Consider the following 17,846-nt stretch of genomic DNA (forward strand, 5'->3'; position numbering starts at 1 on the left):
GGGAAAGGCTTTTATGTTGGGGAGAGAACACCATGAAACGTCTGCTGAGCACGCTGCTGATCCTCACCGCCCTGGGCCTGCAAACTGGTTGCAGCCTGCGCGAACCCATGTCGGCCGAACAGGACTCGGAAACCCCGACCCTGACCCCTCGGGCCTCGACCTACTACGACCTGATCAACATGCCACGGCCCAAAGGCCGGCTGATGGCCGTGGTGTACGGTTTCCGCGACCAGACCGGGCAGTACAAGCCCACTCCGGCCAGCTCGTTCTCCACCAGCGTCACTCAGGGCGCGGCCAGCATGCTGATGGACGCCCTCAGTGCCAGCGGCTGGTTCGTGGTGCTGGAGCGTGAAGGCCTGCAGAACCTGCTGACCGAGCGCAAGATCATCCGTGCTTCGCAGAAAAAGCCGGATGTAGCCGAAAACATCATGGGCGAACTGCCACCGCTGCAGGCCGCCAACCTGATGCTCGAAGGCGGCATCATCGCCTACGACACCAACGTGCGCAGCGGCGGCGAGGGTGCCCGCTACCTGGGCATCGACATCTCCCGCGAGTACCGGGTGGATCAGGTAACCGTCAACCTGCGCGCCGTGGACGTGCGCACCGGGCAGGTGCTGGCCAACGTGATGACCAGCAAGACGATCTATTCGGTAGGGCGCAGTGCCGGCGTGTTCAAGTTCATCGAGTTCAAGAAGCTGCTGGAAGCCGAGGTGGGGTATACCACCAACGAACCGGCGCAGCTGTGCGTGCTGTCGGCGATTGAATCGGCGGTGGGGCATTTGCTGGCGCAGGGGATTGAACGGCGGCTGTGGCAGGTGGCGGGGGATGCGGGGGAGGGCAAGGCTACGGTGGACAAGTACCTGAGCCAGAATCAGCAGCCGTGATTGGTCTGGAGGGCCTCTTCGCGGGCTCGCCCGCTCCCACAGGTACAGTGCAGTTCTCAGGCTTGCTGCGAACCCTGTGGGAGCGGGCAAGCCCGCGAAGCAGGCGACGCGGTGGATCGCACCGGCAACGCCGGTGATCGCCGGCAAGCCAGCACCCACAGGGATTGCGCCAGCTTCAAGTAACCCGGCCAGCTGCACCCCGATCCATCCACTACCAGATGACGGCCAGCCATTTCTCCCGCACACTGCGGAAAATTCCCAAGCCCGTACCCCGTCACATTGCGGGGCACAGCCGGAGTAGAAAATGGCGCGACAACTAATAACAAACGCCCACGACCCGCTGCACGAATCCCGCCAGGCCCGCCTGAAGCTGGCCAGCGAAGGCGAATTACCGCTGGGCATGCTGCGCGACGAGATCGACGCGTCCTGGCGCCGCAGCCTGGGCCATGGCCTGGATTGCCTGCAGGGCGAACAGGTCGGCCTGGGGCTGGAGCAGGGCCACGACCTGCGCATGCTACTGGAGCGCAACCGACTGTTGGTCGACGCCGTCACCCCGGAACTGGACTACCTGGTAGCACGTCAGGGCAAGGCCGGTATTGTCATCCTCGGCGACGCCCAGGCCAACGTGCTGGCCATCGAAGGGCAGAAGCATGTGTTGCAGCGCGAGGGCCTGCGCGACCTGCATCCGGGCAGTTGCTGGAGCGAGTCGCTGCGCGGCACCAATGCCATCGGCACCGCCGTGGTGGAAGGCCGGCCGACGCTGATCAACTGCGGCGAACATTACCTTGACCGCCTCAGCCCGTTCTCCTGCACTTCCGTGCCCCTGCGCGACCCGCGTGGGGAGGTGATCGGCGTGCTCGACATCACTCGCGAAGGGGTGATGGCACAGCCGCAGGACAGCCTGTCGACGCTGATGCTGGCCGCCGGCAACATCGAGAGCCGTATGTTTGGCCTGTGCCACCCAGAGCAATTGGTGCTGGCCTTCCACAGCCGCCCGCAATACCTCAACAGTGCCTGGCATGGCCTGTTGGCGTTGAGCCTGGACGGTGAGGTGCTGGCGGCCAACGACAGCGCCTGCCAGCTATTGCAGGTGCCGCGCCATGAACTGATCGGCCGGCACAGCAGCGACCTGTTGGGCGAACGCTCGCCAGCCTTCATTGCGCGCCTGTGGCAGGGTGGGGTAAGCAGCGTGCAAACGGCCAAGGGAGAGTTCTACTTCCGCGCCTTGCAACTGCCACGCCACGGCCGGGTCAACGGCAGCACACCGGTCAGCAAACCGGCGCTGGGCAAGCAGTCACCCGCACTAGACGCCCTGGCCGGCGGTGACGCACGGCTGGCGCGTAATTTACGCATGGCCCGTCAGGGGCTGGGCAATGGCCTGCCAGTGCTTTTGCTGGGCGAAACCGGTACGGGCAAGGAGGTCGTCGCGCGTGCTTTGCATCAGGCCAGCCCACGTGCCGACAAACCCTTTGTGGCAGTCAACTGCGCGGCCATCCCCGAAGGGCTGATCGAATCCGAGTTGTTCGGCTACCGCGAGGGCGCGTTCACAGGGTCGCGCCGGGGCGGCATGGTCGGGCGGTTGATGCAGGCCCATGGTGGCACGCTGTTCCTCGACGAAATCGGCGACATGCCGCTGGCCCTGCAAGCGCGCCTGTTGCGGGTATTGCAGGAACGCCGGGTGGCGCCGCTGGGTGCCGGCGACGAGCAGGACATTGATGTGGCGCTGATCTGCGCCACCCACCGCGACCTCAAACGCCTGGTGCAGGAACAGCATTTCCGCGAAGACCTGTACTACCGGGTCAATGGCGTATCACTGCGCTTGCCGGCGCTGCGCGAGCGTGACGACTTGGCGCAGATCATCCAAAGCCTGCTGGAAAAGTCCGATGCCCGTGGCGTGACCTTGGCCCCGGCACTGGCCACATTGCTCGAAGGCTTCGACTGGCCGGGCAACATCCGCCAGCTGGAAATGGTGGTGCGCACGGCCCTGGCCATGCGCGAGGACGGCGAGCAGGTGCTGACCCTGGACCACCTCACCGATTGCCTGCTGGAAGAACTGGCCAGCGGCACCGCGCCCTCCGGCAGCCTCAAGGACAACGAACTGGAGTTGATCCGCGGCGCCTTGGCGCGCCACCAGGGCAACGTTTCCGCCGCGGCCGAGGCTCTGGGGATCAGCCGGGCGACGCTGTACCGCAAGCTCAAACAGTTGCGCGGCTAACCATGGGCCTATTGTTCGCAAGGCTGGTGGACTCCAGCGACCCTGCGCTCATGCGCCAGGCGTTGGCCTGGCTGTATGGTTTCGTACGCCCGCATCGGCGTGCCATCGGCCTGTTGCTCGGCTTGTCACTGGGCGCCTCGCTGCTGGCGCTGGCACAGCCCTGGCTGGTCAAGACACTGATTGACGAGGGGCTGTTGGCCAAGGACTACCAGACCCTCTGGCACATGGCGGCGATCATGATCGGCGCGGGCCTGTTGGGCACGGTGCTGGCCGGGGTCAACCGCTACCTGCATACGCGGTTGTCGGGGCGCATCCTGTTTGCCCTGCGTGATGACCTGTACCGTCACCTGCAGCAGTTGTCGCCGACATTCTACGGGCGGCGGCGCATGGGCGACATTCTTTCGCGCCTGGATGGCGATGTGGCGGAGATCCAGCGGTTTGCCGTGGATTCGTTGTTCTCGGCTGTATCTGCCGTCATTGGCCTGGTGGGCGCGGTGGCGTTGATGCTGATGCTGTCATGGCAGCTGTCGCTGTTGCTGGCGTTGCTTGTGCCGATCGAGGTGCTGTGGCTGCGCTGGATGCGGCGCAAGGTGGAGCGCGAGGTGCACAGCCTGCGCGAGCGTTCGGCGGATGTGTCTTCGTTCCTGGTGGAGACCTTGCCGGCGATGAAGTTCATTCAGGCAGCCGGCCAGCAAGGCCGCGAGGCAGGTAGGCTGGATCAGCTTGGCCAGGGTTACATGCGCCAGTTGCTGAAGGTACAGGTGACAGAGTTCTTCACCCAGGCCATCCCCGGCACGCTCACTTCCTGGTGCCGCGCTTGCGCGTTCCTGGTCGGCGGCTGGTGGGTGATCCAGGGGACCTGGCAGTTGGGTGCGCTGATCGCCTTTTCCACCTATATGGGCATGGCGGTAGGCCCGGTGCAGAGCCTGCTGGGCCTGTACGTGGCGGTGCAGCGCATGGCGGTGAGCCTGGGGCGGGTGATGGAGCTCAAGCGCGAGGCCGTGGCCGTGCGCCCGGCAGCCAACCCGCTGCCCATGCCCGACGGGCCGGGCGAATTGCGCCTTGAGGCGCTGAGCTTCGCCCATGAAGGGCGGCAAGGCGCCGTGCTGGACAACGTGCAGGTGTGCGTGCCGGGTGGCCTGAAGGTGGCCATCAGCGGTGCCTCGGGGGTGGGCAAGTCGACCCTCATCGACCTGCTGCAACGTTTCTATGACCCGGACGCCGGGCGCATCCTGCTGGATGGCACCGACCTGCGCGAACTGGACCTGGCCGCGCTGCGCCGTCGCATAGCCGTTGTCAGCCAGGACATCGTGCTATTCCGAGGCACCCTTGCGCAAAACCTTGCCTACGGCGCGCCGGAAGCCAGCCGCGCGGAGCTGGAGCGGGTGGTGCGCCTGGCGCGGCTGGACAGCCTGGTCGATAGCCTGCCGTTGGGCCTGGACGGCCTTTTGGGCGAACGTGGCCAGCAGTTGTCCGGCGGCCAGAAGCAACGCATTGCCATCGCTCGTGCGGTGCTGCAGGCCCCGGCCATTCTGGTGCTGGACGAGGCTACCTCGGCAGTGGATGAAGCCACTGAGCGCGAAGTGATTGCGGCCATCGACCAACTGTTCGCTGGCCGCACGCGCATCCTGATCAGCCATCGGGCTTCGACCCTGGCCGACGCCGACCTGCACTTGCAGCTGCATGACGGCCAGTTGCAGGTGCTGCCGCAGGAGGTGATCAAGCATGGGCACTGACGTGCGCGTTGGCATCATCGACAGCGGCTGCTCGCCGGAGCAGGCCAACGGTTTGCTGGGTGCCCGCCGATTCTGGCTGGAAGACGGCCAGTTGCGTGAAGGAGAAATACGGCCGGACCAGCTTGGACATGGCAGTGCGGTGCTTGCCGGCTTGCAACGCGAGGCCGGCCCGGTACCGTTGCTGGTGGCCCAGGTGTTTGGTGGCCAGGCCAGCACCAGCGCCTTGCAGGTGGCGGCCGGGCTGTTGTGGCTGGTGGAGGCAGGGGCCACGCTGGTCAACCTCAGCCTGGGGTTGCAGCAGGACCGGCCTGTGCTGCACCAGGCCTGCACCGAAGCGCTGGCGGCTGGCGTGCTGTTGTGTGCATCCAGCCCGGCGCAGGGTGAGCCGGTGTACCCGGCCAGCTACCCCGGGGTGCTCCGGGTTACCGGGGATGCCCGTTGCGCGCCCGGCCAGTGGTCCTGGCTGGGCACCCGGCAGGCAGATTTTGGCGGTTATGTCGGGGCAGGCGGCAGGGCGGGCGCGAGTTTGGGTTGCGCAGCCTTGAGCGGCAGGATCGCGGCGCTGATGCGTGAGGAGCCGGCGATGGACCGCCAGCAGGTTTATGACTGGTTGCGCCGCAATGCAGCGTTTACCGGCCCTGAGCGACGGGGTGCCAGCCATGCCTGAACCGCGCATTGTGGTACTGGGCGCCGGCCCTGCAGGTGCTGCCACCGCCATCGGCTTGCGGCGGCTTGGCTACACCGTGACGGTGGTGTCGCAATGGCGCCGTTTCGCGGCAGTGGAAGGGGTTTCGCAACGGGTACTGGAGGGCTTGCGGCATGCAGGCCTTGGCGGGGCGTTGGGCCAGGCGGCCATGCCGGCTACCCGGCAGGTGCACTGGAATGGCCAGCACCTGCACATGAACCAGGAATTCCTGCTGGATAGGCAACGGTTTGACCGGGCGCTGCGCGACGACCTTCAGCGTGCGGGCGTGAGTGTGGTCGAGGGGCGGGTGCGCGACGTTGTGCAGGAGAACGTTCACCATGTCCGTCTGGACGATGGGCAGGTACTGATCGCTGACTTCCTCGTTGAGGCTCGTGGTCGCCAGGCGCCGCTTGCCGCAGACCGCCTGCGTGGGCCAGAGACGGTCAGCCTGCTCAATGCCTGGCAAGGTAGCCCCGGGGCGCCTGCGTCGGCGGTGGAAAGCCTGGAGGATGGTTGGGCGTGGATGGCACGGCTTGAGGATGGGCGTTGCTATTGGCAAGTCACCCTGGATGCTGCCGGGTTGCCAGGCAAGGCTGGGTTGGCAGATTACTGCGCGGCTCGGCGTGGCTGCAGTGCGCTGGTGGCCGAGCTGTTCGACGCCCAGGCATCGTTACCCGCGCAGGTGCATGCGCGTAGCAGTACCGCCATTCTTGCCGGTGAGTGCGTTGGGCCGGACTGGATACGCGTGGGCGATGCGGCGATGGCGGTCGATCCGCTGTCGGGCAACGGGATTTTCCAGTCGTTGTCTTCGGCGTTACAGGCCCCGGTGGTGATCAATACGCTGCTGCGCAGGCCTGAGCGGGCGGAGCTGGCGCGGCAGTTTCACCAACAGAGGGTCGAGCAGCTGTTCCTGCGCTTTGCCCGCATTGGCCGCGATTTCTATGCTCAGGAACAGAGACGGGCGGGGCAGCCGTTCTGGGGCCAGCGCCAAGGCTGGCCGGATGCGCTGCCACTGCATCAGGCGGCGGATTGGCAGGCAGTGCGGGTTGAGCGCCGGCCAGTGTTGCGTGATGGGCTGGTGGATGAGGCCGAAGTGGTGGTGACGACGGATCAGCCACTGGGGGTTTGGCATTTGCAGGGGGTGGAGCTGGCGCCGATGGTGCGGGCATTGCAGACTGGGCAAGCCGTAGAGGCTGTTCTGTCAGGGATGTCGGGTGAACAGCAGATGATGGTTAGACGCTGGCTGTTGGAACTGGGACTGGTTTGATATTTCCGGGGCCCAACTGCATGTGAATTTCGATTAGGCCGACAGTTCCTCATGATCCCGTCTTTTCATGAATATCGAATGTCGGCAACTATCCAAACTACCAGTTGTGGGTAGGAATGGTTACTGCTCAGATTGCAGCATGACAACCTCTTGCACAAATAGGTGTGCTATGAAGAAGCATCATTTCTACCAAGGCAACAAGCTATCGAGATTCGGCCCGAGCAATCAGATGAGCGTGATTCTGCAGAGTAGTTTTGCACCACTTGCCGAGCAATGGGCAGGAGTAGCTGCTAGTGCTGTCCTTATTTCCACCGATACCGCAAACTCAGTTGTGCATGCGGCGGGCACCACTGTTTACACCCCCTATGGCCATTTTGACCTGATTCGTCATGGCTGTGCGCTGGGCTTCAATGGTCAGGCACGTGATCCTGTGATCAATTCTGATTTATTAGGGAATGGGAAGAGAGCATTCAGTCCATTGCGCATGCGCTTCAATTCGCCTGATGATCTCAGTCCATTCGGCCTGGGTGGTGTCAATGCATACGCATATTGTGGGGGTGACCCTATCAACTATACGGATCCAACGGGAAATATAAAATATAATATCGCCCTGAAGCGTTTGACACGAAATCGAACACGGATACTTGAACCACGAGATCCCGCATTGCCAACTGCGGTGGTACGCCCACGAATCGGCGGCGAGCTCGTAGATGGTCCAGCCGCAGCTCCACCAGCTCCAGCGAGAGTACAGCGGCAAGCAGATCCACCAGCTCCAGCGAGAGTACATCGGCAAGCAGCCCCACAGCTTCCGATGAGCGGTCCCTTCACAGCGGAAGAACGGGAGAATGTAGCCGTTACAATGCGAACTGCTCAAACCTATCCATTTATTAGTTCTCAGTTACTCCCTGGGTCGAGACTTGTTCCCACCTTGGTCGGGCACTTGCAAAGGCAGGCCCGAGGAGGGTCGCCTCCATATCCGATAGAAATAGCTTATATAAACTACATCCCTAACCACAATACGCCATCTGGCCAGCAGGCCGCTTCGCAGGCGCTGGCACTTGCACGTCTGGTGGTTGCTGTGTCTCAAACGAGAAGCAGTAGTTGAATGCAGAGCGCCGTAGTTCCGGCCGTCCCTGGACGCTATCACTCCAGATTCTGATTCTCCTTTAAGACACTACCGTTTTTGTGTTGCGCTGGGCTGCAGGGCGGGACCTGAACTTAAAATCAGAAGAAGGTCCCGACCACCAGCTGCATGTAGGTGCCGGTATCCCGCCCGCCCAACTGCGTACCACCATTCGCTGCACTGCGCTCCGGCTTGTAGAACCCCAGTACCGGGCTGATCAACAAGTGGTCGTTGACCATCCATTCCACATACAGATCCAGCTCCCGACCGCCGAGGTTGCCCTGGTCGGTATCCAGCGTATCGAAGTCGAAATACAGCGCCCCCACCGTCAGGTTGTCGAGTGGCTTGCCTTTGAGCGCCATGTGGTGCACCTGGCTGTTCTTGTTGAACGGCCCGGCATAGTTGGCTGCCACTTCACCCTGGAACCAGGTGCCATAGCCTCGGCTCAGGCCGTAGAACAGTGGGTCGAAACCTTCGGAGAAGCGGCTGTAGCGGTAGGTGGCGGTGGGTGACCAGGGCAGTTCGGAGAAAGTCCAGTTGCCCTCCAGGTACCAGGCATTCTCGCGCCCGCCGGTCTTGTCCTGGGTCACGTACTCGGCAGCCAGCTCGAGGTCTTTCACGCCCAGGTTGCCGCGCCCGCGCAGGCTGGCGGTGTTCATGCCGTCGCGGTGCTCCAGGCCCATGATCTGCGCGTAGCGCTGGTCCACGTCCAGGCCGCGGATCCAGCTGAGGCCAAGGGTACCGGCGTCGGCGACGTGCTCCAGGTTGGCCACCGCCATCGAGGTGTCGGCCTGGTAGTGGTTGTCGGACTTCAGCCACATCAGGTCGCCGCGCCAGCCCTGTTTGCCGCCCAGGCGCAGCACGGCGGTGCGGTCGAAGGCCTTGCGGGCAGCCAGGTAGTAGGCACCGCCACGGTCGAAGTTGGCGCCCAGGTCGACCTTGCCCAGGTTCACCGGGTCGCCCTGGATCAGGAAGCCGTCACCCAGCGTCACCACCTGGCGGCCGCCAGAAATATCCACGCCGTCTTCGCCCAGCGCCGGGAACAGGTTGGCCGAGCGCCAGCCCAGGTACAAATCTTCGATGGCGGTACGGCGCTCATCGCCCAGGGTCAGGCCGGCAGCATCGCCGTCGCCCCAGGTGGCGGAACTGAGCAGGTTGAAGGCGCCGTACGCGGCCCCGCTATCGGCCAGGGCCTGGCTGCCGCTGAGGCCGTATTTTACGTAGCCTTCCTGCCAGGCGGTGCTGCCGGGTTGGCGGTTGCCGGCTTGGTTGAAGCTTTCGTCGCTATGGAACGTGCCGAACAGGGCTTCGAGGTCGGCGTTGAGGGTGGTGCCGTTCTGGTTGTACAGCTCGTAGGCCTGGCTAGCGGGCGCGGCGAGCAGCAGGGCCAATGTGCAGGCGAGTGTGTGCCTCATGGGGGGCTCCATGGTTTTTTATTGTTGTTTTTGGGTTGCCTGGGCCGGCCTCTTCGCAGCACAAGGCTGCTCCTACAGGAACCGCTTGCGCTTGTATGCGGCGAAGAGGGCGGTACAGGCAGAGGATCAGAGCTTGATCAGCACCGACTTGAGCTCGGTGTAGTGCTCGATGGCCGCTGCGCCCATCTCACGACCCACGCCAGACATCTTGTAGCCACCAAACGGCAGCGCCGGGTCAAGCGCGCTGTGGCAGTTGACCCACACCGAGCCGGACTTGATGCGCGGGATCATCCGATGCACCGCCGCCAGGTCGTTGGACCAGATGCTCGCACCCAGGCCATAGGGGTTGTCGTTGGCCATGCCGATTACTTCGTCCAGGTCATCGAACGGCATCGCCACCAGCACCGGCCCGAAGATTTCTTCCTGCACCAGGCGGTGGCGCTGGTCGACATCCACGATCACCGTCGGCTTGACGAAGTAACCCGGGCCAAAGCCTTCGCCGCCGCAGGCGATGGTCGCACCCAGTTCGCGGCCAAGCTCGATATAGCCGGTGACGCGGTCCTGCTGCTTGGCCGAGATCAACGGGCCCATCTGCACGGCCGGGTCCAGCCCGTTACCCAGCTTCATGCCGTTGGCGATGCCGGCGATGTCGGCCACCACATTGTCGAAGTGCTTGCGGTGCACGTACAGCCGCGAGCCAGCGCAGCACACCTGGCCCTGGTTGAAGAAGATCGCCGTGGCGGCGCCGGCAGCAGCTTCCTGCAGGTTGGCGTCGGGCATGACGATGGTCGGCGACTTGCCGCCCAGCTCCAGGGTGACGCGGGTCATGTTGTCCATGGCCGCCTTGCCGATCAGCTTGCCCACTTCGGTGGAACCGGTGAAGGTCAGCTTGTCGACGCCGGGGTGGCGGCTGAGCGCGGCGCCGGCATTCAGGCCGGTGCCGGTCACCACGTTGAACACGCCTGCCGGGTAGCCAGCTTCGTCTACCAGTTCAGCCAGCTTCAGCACGCTCAGTGGGGTTTCATCGGCGGGCTTGAGCACGATGGTGCAGCCGGTAGCCAGGGCCGGGCCGAGCTTCCAGCAGGCCAACAGCAGCGGGAAGTTCCAGGCGACGATGGCGCCGACCACGCCGATGGCCTCACGGCGCACAAAGCCGTGGAACTGGTCGTTGGGCATCAACGGCATGGAGGCTTCTACGGTGCTACCCTCGATCTTGGTGGCCCAGCCCGCCATGTAGCGCAGGAAGTCGATGGCCAGCTGCACGTCCATCACCTGGGCCACGGCGGCGCTCTTGCCGTTGTTCAGGCATTCCAGCTCGGCCAGCTGGCGAGCGTCGCGCTCCATCAGGTCGGCCAGGCGCCACAGCAGGTTTTGGCGTTCCCGCGGGCGCAGGCGGCTCCACGGCGAGTCGTCGAAGGCCTGGCGTGCTGCGCGCACGGCGCGGTCGACATCCTCGGCGTCGGCGGCGGGCACTTCGCCCAGCACTTCGCCGGTGGCCGGGTTGCGGAACGACAGGGTGCGACCGCTGGCGGCGTCCTGCCAGTCGGCGCCGATGCGCATTTTCAGCTTGCGTTCGAGAAAGGCGCGGGTGGCGGGCAGGATGGGCAGTTCACAAAGCATGGGGCTGTGCCTCTTGTCATTGGGTGTAAAGGGCACAGGCGCAATGGGCGTGCCAAGGTGGGCAGATGGCCGCAAGGCGTTGAAGGTGTTGGGTTTTGCCTGGGCCCAAGGTTGTGATTGCAGGCGTGCGCTGTTGCACATTGAGACGGTGTGAGACGGTGGTGCAACAGTGGATGTCCCGGCCTCTTCGCGGGCTTGCCCGCTCCCACAGGTACAGCGTTGACCCCAGGCGTTGTGCCATTCCTGTGGGAGCGGGCATGCCCGCGAAGGCCTGCGTGGCAGGCCCTTGTCTCAGGATGAAACACCTAGTCGCGAAATGGCACGCTGCAAGTGGCCATCTTGGTTGCTGGCCAGGCCACGGAAACTGCCTAAGAGGTTGAAAGGCCACGCTTTTACTGCAACTGGCACAGTTCCTGTATCACATCTGCCACATGCACACCTGCTGTACCAAAGCGTGCGAAAAACGATAAGAACAACAACCGTGGAGGTCTGACCTTGAAGACGACTCGACTCCGGCGGCATGCGGGCAAACTGGCGCTGGTCGCCGCCGCGCTGCTGAGCACCCAGGCCATGGCGGCCGAGCAGGGCCCGAGCCTGTTGCAGAACAAGTGCATGGGGTGCCATATCCCCGAAGGCAACGATACCTACAGCCGCATCAGCCATCAGCGTAAAACGCCGGAAGGCTGGCTGATGAGCATCGCTCGCATGCAGGTGATGCACGGCCTGCAGATCAGCGACGACGACCGTCGCACGCTGGTCAAGTACCTGGCCGACAAGCAGGGCCTGGCGCCCAGCGAAACCGATGGCGTGCGCTACGCCATGGAGCGCCGGCTGAACACGGTCGAGCACTTCGACACCCAGCTCAGCGAAACCTGTGGCCGCTGCCACTCTGGTGCTCGCGTCGCCTTGCAGCGCCGCCCCGCCAAGGAGTGGGAGCACCTGGTCAACTTCCACCTCGGCCAGTGGCCGTCCCTCGAATACCAGGCCCAGGCGCGGGACCGCGACTGGTTGCCGATTGCCCTGCAACAGGTGGTGCCGGAACTCGCCAGGCGCTACCCGCTGGACAACCCGGCCTGGGCTGAATGGCAGCAGGCAAAACCGAAGGCCGACGTGCTGCCGGGGCAGTGGGCGTTCAGCGGCCACATGCTGGCCAAGGGCGATGTGCGCGGTGTGATGAGCGTTTCGGCCGGAGAGGGCGACACCTTCAAGGTCGAGGTCAAGGGCGCCTATGCCGACGGTACTCCTTTCAACGGCAGCGGCACTGCGATCCTGTACAACGGCTATGAATGGCGCGGCAACGTCAAGGTTGGCGACACCAATCTGCGCCAGGTATTCGCGGCGCTGGATGGCGAAATGAAAGGCCGCATGTTCGAGGCCGAACACGACGAGCGTGGCCTGGACTTCATGGCAGCCAAGGAAGGCAAGGCGCGCCTGCTGGCGGTGCAACCGGCATTCATCAAGGCCGGTGGCGAGAGCGAGATCACCTTGGTGGGCAGCGGCCTGGACGGCAAGCCCGACCTGGGTGCCGGGGTAGAGGTGACCCAGGTACTGGAGCAGACCCCGACGCTGGTACGGGTCAAGGCCCGCGCGGCGGCCGACGCCAAGCCAGGGCAGCGCGAAGTTGCAGTGGGCGCGCTCAAAGGCGTGAGCCTGGCGGTGTACGACAAGGTCGAGGAAGTGAAAGTCGTGCCGGCGTTCTCCATTGCCCGCATCGGCGAAAACGGCGCTTCGGTGCCGAAGGTGCAAGGCCGCTTCGAGGCGGAAGCCTGGGGCAAGGATGCCAGTGGCCAGCCGCTGCGCATCGGCTACCTGCCGGCCACCTGGAAGGTCGAGCCGTTCAACGAGCGTGCGGTCGAGGACGAGGACGTCAAGTTCGCCGGGCAAATGCAGGCCGATGGCGTGTTCGTTCCAGGCGGTGCCGGCCCTAACCCTGAACGCAAGATGATGACCAACAACGCGGGCAACCTGAAGGTTATCGCCACGCTGGCCGACGGTGGCCAGACCGGCGAAGGGCACATGATCGTCACCGTTCAGCGCTGGAACAACCCGCCGCTGCCGTAACGGCAGGGTGCAACGGTTTTCCATCGGATCGATTACCGGGAGGTCGCCATGGGCGCACTACTGAACCTGGTCGAACGCAACCTGCATGAAGTGCAGGTTGATGCCGACCGCATGCTGTTCCATATCCCCAGCAGTTCGCTGTTCACCGCCGACGCGGTGACCGGGGGCATCATCGACATGTTGCGCCAGCAAGGCTGTTCGGCCGAGGAGCTGATGCAGCGCCTGGGCCAGCAGTTTGCCGGCAATGATATCCAGGACACCCTGCGCGAGCTGATCGCGCTGGAGCTGGTCAGTGACGGCTCGCCGCTGACCCCGGAAATCGGCGCCAAGCGGGTCGAGCGCACCGCGCTGAATACCGTGGTGCTCAACGTCAACACCGGTTGCAACCTCAGTTGCACCTATTGCTACAAGGAAGACCTGGACAAGCCTTCTGCCGGCAAGAAGATGAGCACCGCCACCGCCGAAGCCTCGGTGGAAATGCTGCTCAAAGAGTCGCCCGACGAGGAGCGCTACAGCGTGGTGTTCTTCGGCGGCGAGCCGTTGTCCAACCGGCCGCTGATCGAGCACATGGTGGCTTACTGCGAGCGGCGTTTCGCCGAGGCGGGCAAGCAGGTGGAGTTCATCATGACCACCAATGCCACGTTGCTGACCGAAGAAATTGTCGACTGGCTCAATGCCCACCGTTTCGGCCTGTCGATCAGTATCGACGGCCCCAAGACCGTGCATGACCGCAACCGCATCACCGTGGGCGGGCAGGGTACCTACGACGTGGTGCGGCGCAAGGCCGACATGCTGCTGTCGCGTTACAACAGTCGCCCGGTGGGGGCGCGGGTAACCTTGACCCGCGGCATCACCGATATCGAGACCATCTGGAACCACCTGTTCAACGAAATGGGCTTTGCCGAAGTCGGCTTTGCCCCGGTCACCTCCGGCGACATGGCGGCCTTCAACCTCACCGGCGAAGAACTGGTTGAGGTCTTCGCCAACATGAAGGCGCTGGGCCGCCGTTACCTGGACGCAGCGCTGGAACACCGCAACATCGGTTTCTCCAACCTGCACCAGCTGATCACCGACATTCACGAGGGCCACAAGAAGGCCCTGCCATGCGGTGCCGGGCTGAAAATGCTGGCGGTGGACCATGAAGGCGAGCTGAACCTGTGCCACCGTTTCACCGGCTCTAGCCTGCCGACCTTCGGCAACGTGCATCAGGGGGTGAAGCAGGTGGAGCTCAACGACTTCCTGTCGCAGCGCCTGGACCGCAGCAACACCGGCTGCGAGAGCTGCCGCATTCGCAACCTGTGCTCTGGCGGCTGCTACCACGAAAGCTACGCCCGCTACGGCGACCCGCAGCACCCGACTTACCACTACTGCGAATTGATGCGCGACTGGGTCGACTTCGGCATCGAAGTCTACAGCCGCATCATGGCCGCCAACCCGGCCTTCATCGACCGCTACATCACCCCGCGGAAGGCGCACTGACATGAAGCATTTGAAGCCCCTGAACAACAAGGCGCGCATCCTTGAGCAGGCCGCTGCCGAAGACCGCATCGAAGAAGTCATGGCCATGAGTGCGGTGGCCGGCTGCACGGCCACCACGGACCCGGGTTGGGAAGTGGATGCCTTTGGTGGCGTTAGCTCGCTGTGCCAACCGATGGAGGCCGACCTGTATGGCTGCTCCGACCCTTGCTGGTGGCCGGCCCAGGTGCCGGACATGATGAGCACCTATCAGGACTGGAACGCCCAGGCGACCAACTCGGCGGATGACTGGCGCAACCTGGGCACTGTGTTCCCGAAAGACAAGTGACCGGCCCAACAAGAATGACAAGGGGAAACCGCATGAAAGCTGGACGCTGCGCGCAACTCGCGCTCACCATCGCCGCCACGGCCTGCGCCGGGCTGGCTCAGGCTGACGACACCGGGCCTGCGCTGAAGGCTGGCCACGAATACATGATCGTGACCAACTACCCGAACAACCTGCATGTGGTCGATGTGGCCGCCGACACGGTGTACAAAAGCTGCCAGATGCCCGACAAGTTCGGCCCTGGCACTGCGATGATGGCGCCGGACAACCGTACCGCCTACGTGCTCAACAATCACTACGGCGACATTTACGGCATCGACCTGGATACCTGCAAGAACACCTTCCGGGCCAACCTGTCGAGCGTGGCGGGTGAAGTGGGCCGGTCGATGTACTCGTTCGCCATCAGCCCGGATGGCAAGGAAGTGTACGCCACGGTCAACCCGACCCAGATGCTGAACGACCATTACGTGGTCAAGCCGCCACGGCTGGAGGTGTTCAGCACCGACGATGGCCTGCAGGCCAAGCCGGTGCGCACCTTCCCGATGCCGCGCCAGGTGTACCTGATGCGTGCTGCCGACGATGGCAGCCTGTTTGTCGCAGGGCCGGACATCTACAAGATGGATGTGAAAACCGGCAAGTACACGGTGGCCTTGCCGCTGCGCAACTGGAACCGCAAAGGCTATAGCGCCCCGGACGTGCTGTACTTCTGGCCGCACCAGAGCCCGCGGCACGAGTTCACCATGCTGTACACGATTGCCAGGTTCAAGGACGACAAGCAGGACCCGGCCACCGCCGAGCCACTGTATGGCTACCTGAGCGTCGACCTCAAGACCGGCAAGACCCACACCCAGGAATTCGCCGACCTGACCGAGCTGTACTTCACTGGCCTGCGCTCGCCTAAAGACCCGAACCAGATCTACGGCGTGCTCAACCGCCTGGCCAAGTACGACATCAAGCAGCGCAAGCTGATCAAGGCGGCTAACCTTGAGCACACTTACTACTGCGTCACCTTCGACAAGAAGGGCGAGAAGCTGTACCTGGGCGGCACCTTCAACGACCTGGCAGTGTTCAACCCGGATACGCTGGAGAAGGTGAAGAACATCAAGTTGCCCGGTGGTGACATGTCTACCACTACGCCACAGGTGTTTATCCGCTAGATCGGCGTTGCCTTCTTCGCGGGCTCGCCCGCTCCCACAGGGATTTGCGCCGTATTCCAATCCTGTGGAAGTCTTTGTGGGAGCGGGCAAGCCCGCGAAGAGGCCGGCCCAGACACCACAAAAACAACAAGAGAGTGCCCATGCCCCAGCCAAGCTACTCCCAGGGCAATCCAGACAAAGCCCTGCTTACCCAATGCATCGGCGACGCCTTCGATACCACTGTCGCCCGCTTCCCCGACCGCGATGCGCTGGTGGTGCGCCACCAGGCCCTGCGCTACACCTGGCAGCAACTGGCCGAGGCCGTCGACCAGCACGCCCGCGCGCTGATGGCACTGGGCGTGCAACCCGGTGACCGGCTGGGTATATGGGCACCCAACTGCGCCGAGTGGTGCATCACCCAGTTCGCCAGCGCCAAGGTGGGCGCGATCCTGGTCAACATCAACCCGGCCTATCGCTCCAGCGAGCTGGATTACGCCCTCGGGCAGTCTGGCTGCCGTTGGGTGATCTGTGCCGACGCGTTCAAGACCTCCGATTACCACGCCATGCTGCAGGGGCTGATCCCAGGCCTGGCCAGCGGCCAACCCGGCGCGCTGATCTGCGAGCGCTTTCCCGAACTGCGCGGCGTGGTCAGCCTGGCCGTCTCGCCACCCCCAGGCTTCCTGGCCTGGCCCGCGTTGCAAGCCCGCGCCGACGCTGTCAGCCGCGAGGCCCTGGCCGAGCGCCAGGCGCAATTGCGCTGCGATGACCCGATCAACATCCAGTACACCTCCGGCACAACCGGGTTCCCCAAGGGCGCCACCCTCAGCCACAGCAACATCCTCAACAACGGCTACATGGTCGGCGAAAGCCTGGGCCTTACCGAGCACGACCGGCTGGTGGTGCCGGTGCCGCTCTATCACTGTTTCGGCATGGTCATGGCCAACCTTGGCTGCATGACCCACGGCAGCACCCTGATCTACCCCAACGATGCGTTCGACCCGTTGGCCACACTGCGTGCGGTGGCGGAGGAAAAGGCTACCGCGCTGTACGGTGTGCCGACCATGTTCATCGCCGAACTGGACCACCCGCAACGCGGCGAGTTCGACCTGTCGAGCCTGCGCACCGGGATCATGGCCGGCGCCACCTGCCCGATCGAGGTGATGCGCCGGGTGATCGGCGAAATGCACATGGCCGAGGTGCAGATTGCCTATGGCATGACCGAAACCAGCCCGGTGTCGCTGCAGACCGGGCCCGATGATGACCTGGAGCGCCGCGTAACCAGTATTGGCCGTACCCAGCCACGGCTGGAGAACAAGGTGGTGGACGCCGACGGCAATACCGTGCCGCGTGGCGAGATCGGCGAACTGTGTACCCGCGGCTACAGCGTGATGCTCGGTTACTGGAACAACCTCAAGGCCACGGCCGACAGCATCGATGCCGAGGGCTGGATGCACACCGGCGACCTGGCGGTAATGGACGAGCAGGGGTATGTGCGCATCGTCGGGCGCAGCAAGGACATGATCATTCGCGGCGGCGAGAACATCTACCCGCGCGAGCTGGAAGAGTTCTTCTTCACCCACCCGGCGGTGGCGGATGTGCAAGTGATTGGCGTGCCGTGCAGCAAGTACGGCGAAGAAATCGTGGCCTGGGTGCGGCTGCACCCGGGGCATACTGCCAGTGAAGAAGCGCTGCGTGAGTGGGCGAGGGCGCGGATTGCGCACTACAAGGTGCCCCGGTACTTCCGCTTTGTCGACGAGTTCCCGATGACGGTGACCGGCAAGGTGCAGAAGTTCAGGATGCGCGAGATCAGTGTCGCGGAGTTGTCTGCTGGATGATGCATTACCTGTACCGGCCTCTTCGCGGGTAAACCCGCTCCCACAGGGACCGCACGGAATTCGAACAC

13 protein-coding genes are annotated in these 17,846 nt (G+C 63.9%); 11 read left to right on the forward strand and 2 right to left on the reverse strand.

The window, feature by feature from the left end; genetic code table 11:
- Positions 1-32: 32 nt before the first annotated feature.
- The 6 genes from PP4_RS12100 to PP4_RS27945 all read left to right on the forward strand — a co-directional run bounded on the left by PP4_RS12100 (position 33) and on the right by PP4_RS27945 (position 7,892).
- Entirely contained in the window at positions 33-884 is an 852-nt protein-coding gene (locus tag PP4_RS12100) for a CsgG/HfaB family protein (RefSeq protein ID WP_016499464.1), read from the forward strand.
- Between the two features lie 304 nt (positions 885-1,188).
- A complete protein-coding gene (locus tag PP4_RS12110) occupies positions 1,189-3,099 on the forward strand; it encodes a sigma-54-dependent Fis family transcriptional regulator (RefSeq protein WP_016499465.1) in 1,911 nt (636 codons plus the stop codon).
- 2 nt (positions 3,100-3,101) lie between these two features.
- Positions 3,102-4,835: an ABC transporter ATP-binding protein gene (locus PP4_RS12115; protein ID WP_016499466.1), complete on the forward strand. Its 1,734-nt coding sequence runs from the start codon at positions 3,102-3,104 to the stop codon at positions 4,833-4,835.
- A complete protein-coding gene (gene qhpE / locus PP4_RS12120; RefSeq protein WP_016499467.1) occupies positions 4,825-5,502 on the forward strand; it encodes a subtilisin-like serine protease QhpE in 678 nt (225 codons plus the stop codon). The genes PP4_RS12115 and qhpE overlap by 11 nt, the downstream gene beginning before the upstream one ends.
- Positions 5,495-6,787 carry a flavin-dependent monooxygenase QhpG gene (gene qhpG / locus PP4_RS12125; RefSeq protein ID WP_016499468.1) on the forward strand — a complete coding sequence of 431 codons (1,293 nt, stop codon included), beginning with the start codon at positions 5,495-5,497 and terminating at the stop codon, positions 6,785-6,787. The genes qhpE and qhpG overlap by 8 nt, the downstream gene beginning before the upstream one ends.
- 229 nt (positions 6,788-7,016) lie before the next feature.
- Complete coding sequence (locus tag PP4_RS27945) at positions 7,017-7,892, forward strand: RHS repeat-associated core domain-containing protein (protein ID WP_231859029.1); 876 nt, start codon at positions 7,017-7,019, stop codon at positions 7,890-7,892.
- A gap of 119 nt (positions 7,893-8,011) precedes the next feature.
- Here PP4_RS27945 and PP4_RS12130 read toward each other — a convergent pair whose 3' ends face one another.
- On the reverse strand, positions 8,012-9,325 hold the full coding sequence (locus tag PP4_RS12130) for an alginate export family protein (RefSeq protein ID WP_016499469.1): 1,314 nt from the start codon (positions 9,323-9,325) through the stop codon (positions 8,012-8,014).
- Positions 9,326-9,451: 126 nt separating this feature from the next.
- Positions 9,452-10,945, reverse strand: a complete 1,494-nt coding sequence (locus tag PP4_RS12135) for an aldehyde dehydrogenase family protein (RefSeq protein WP_016499470.1) — start codon at positions 10,943-10,945, stop codon at positions 9,452-9,454.
- A gap of 495 nt (positions 10,946-11,440) precedes the next feature.
- On the opposite strand from PP4_RS12135, the gene peaA reads away from it, so the two are divergent.
- From peaA to PP4_RS12160, 5 genes are all read left to right on the forward strand, one after another.
- Positions 11,441-13,006 (forward strand): quinohemoprotein amine dehydrogenase subunit alpha, encoded by a 1,566-nt coding sequence (gene peaA / locus PP4_RS12140; protein WP_016499471.1) that lies wholly within the window; start codon positions 11,441-11,443, stop codon positions 13,004-13,006.
- Between the two features lie 48 nt (positions 13,007-13,054).
- Positions 13,055-14,485 (forward strand): quinohemoprotein amine dehydrogenase maturation protein, encoded by a 1,431-nt coding sequence (gene peaB, locus PP4_RS12145; RefSeq protein ID WP_016499472.1) that lies wholly within the window; start codon positions 13,055-13,057, stop codon positions 14,483-14,485.
- Position 14,486: 1 nt separating this feature from the next.
- Positions 14,487-14,810, forward strand: coding sequence for a quinohemoprotein amine dehydrogenase subunit gamma (gene qhpC, locus PP4_RS12150; RefSeq protein WP_016499473.1), 324 nt, complete (start codon positions 14,487-14,489; stop codon positions 14,808-14,810).
- A gap of 32 nt (positions 14,811-14,842) precedes the next feature.
- A complete protein-coding gene (gene peaD, locus PP4_RS12155; RefSeq protein ID WP_016499474.1) occupies positions 14,843-15,964 on the forward strand; it encodes a quinohemoprotein amine dehydrogenase subunit beta in 1,122 nt (373 codons plus the stop codon).
- Between the two features lie 140 nt (positions 15,965-16,104).
- The gene (locus PP4_RS12160) at positions 16,105-17,778 is read left to right on the forward strand and encodes a fatty acid CoA ligase family protein (protein WP_016499475.1); all 1,674 of its coding nucleotides are present in this window, start codon (positions 16,105-16,107) and stop codon (positions 17,776-17,778) included.
- The last annotated feature ends 68 nt before the right edge of the window (positions 17,779-17,846 follow it).

Origin of the sequence: Pseudomonas putida NBRC 14164, from assembly GCF_000412675.1 — a bacterium.
In the GTDB taxonomy this organism is placed as follows: domain Bacteria; phylum Pseudomonadota; class Gammaproteobacteria; order Pseudomonadales; family Pseudomonadaceae; genus Aquipseudomonas; species Aquipseudomonas putida.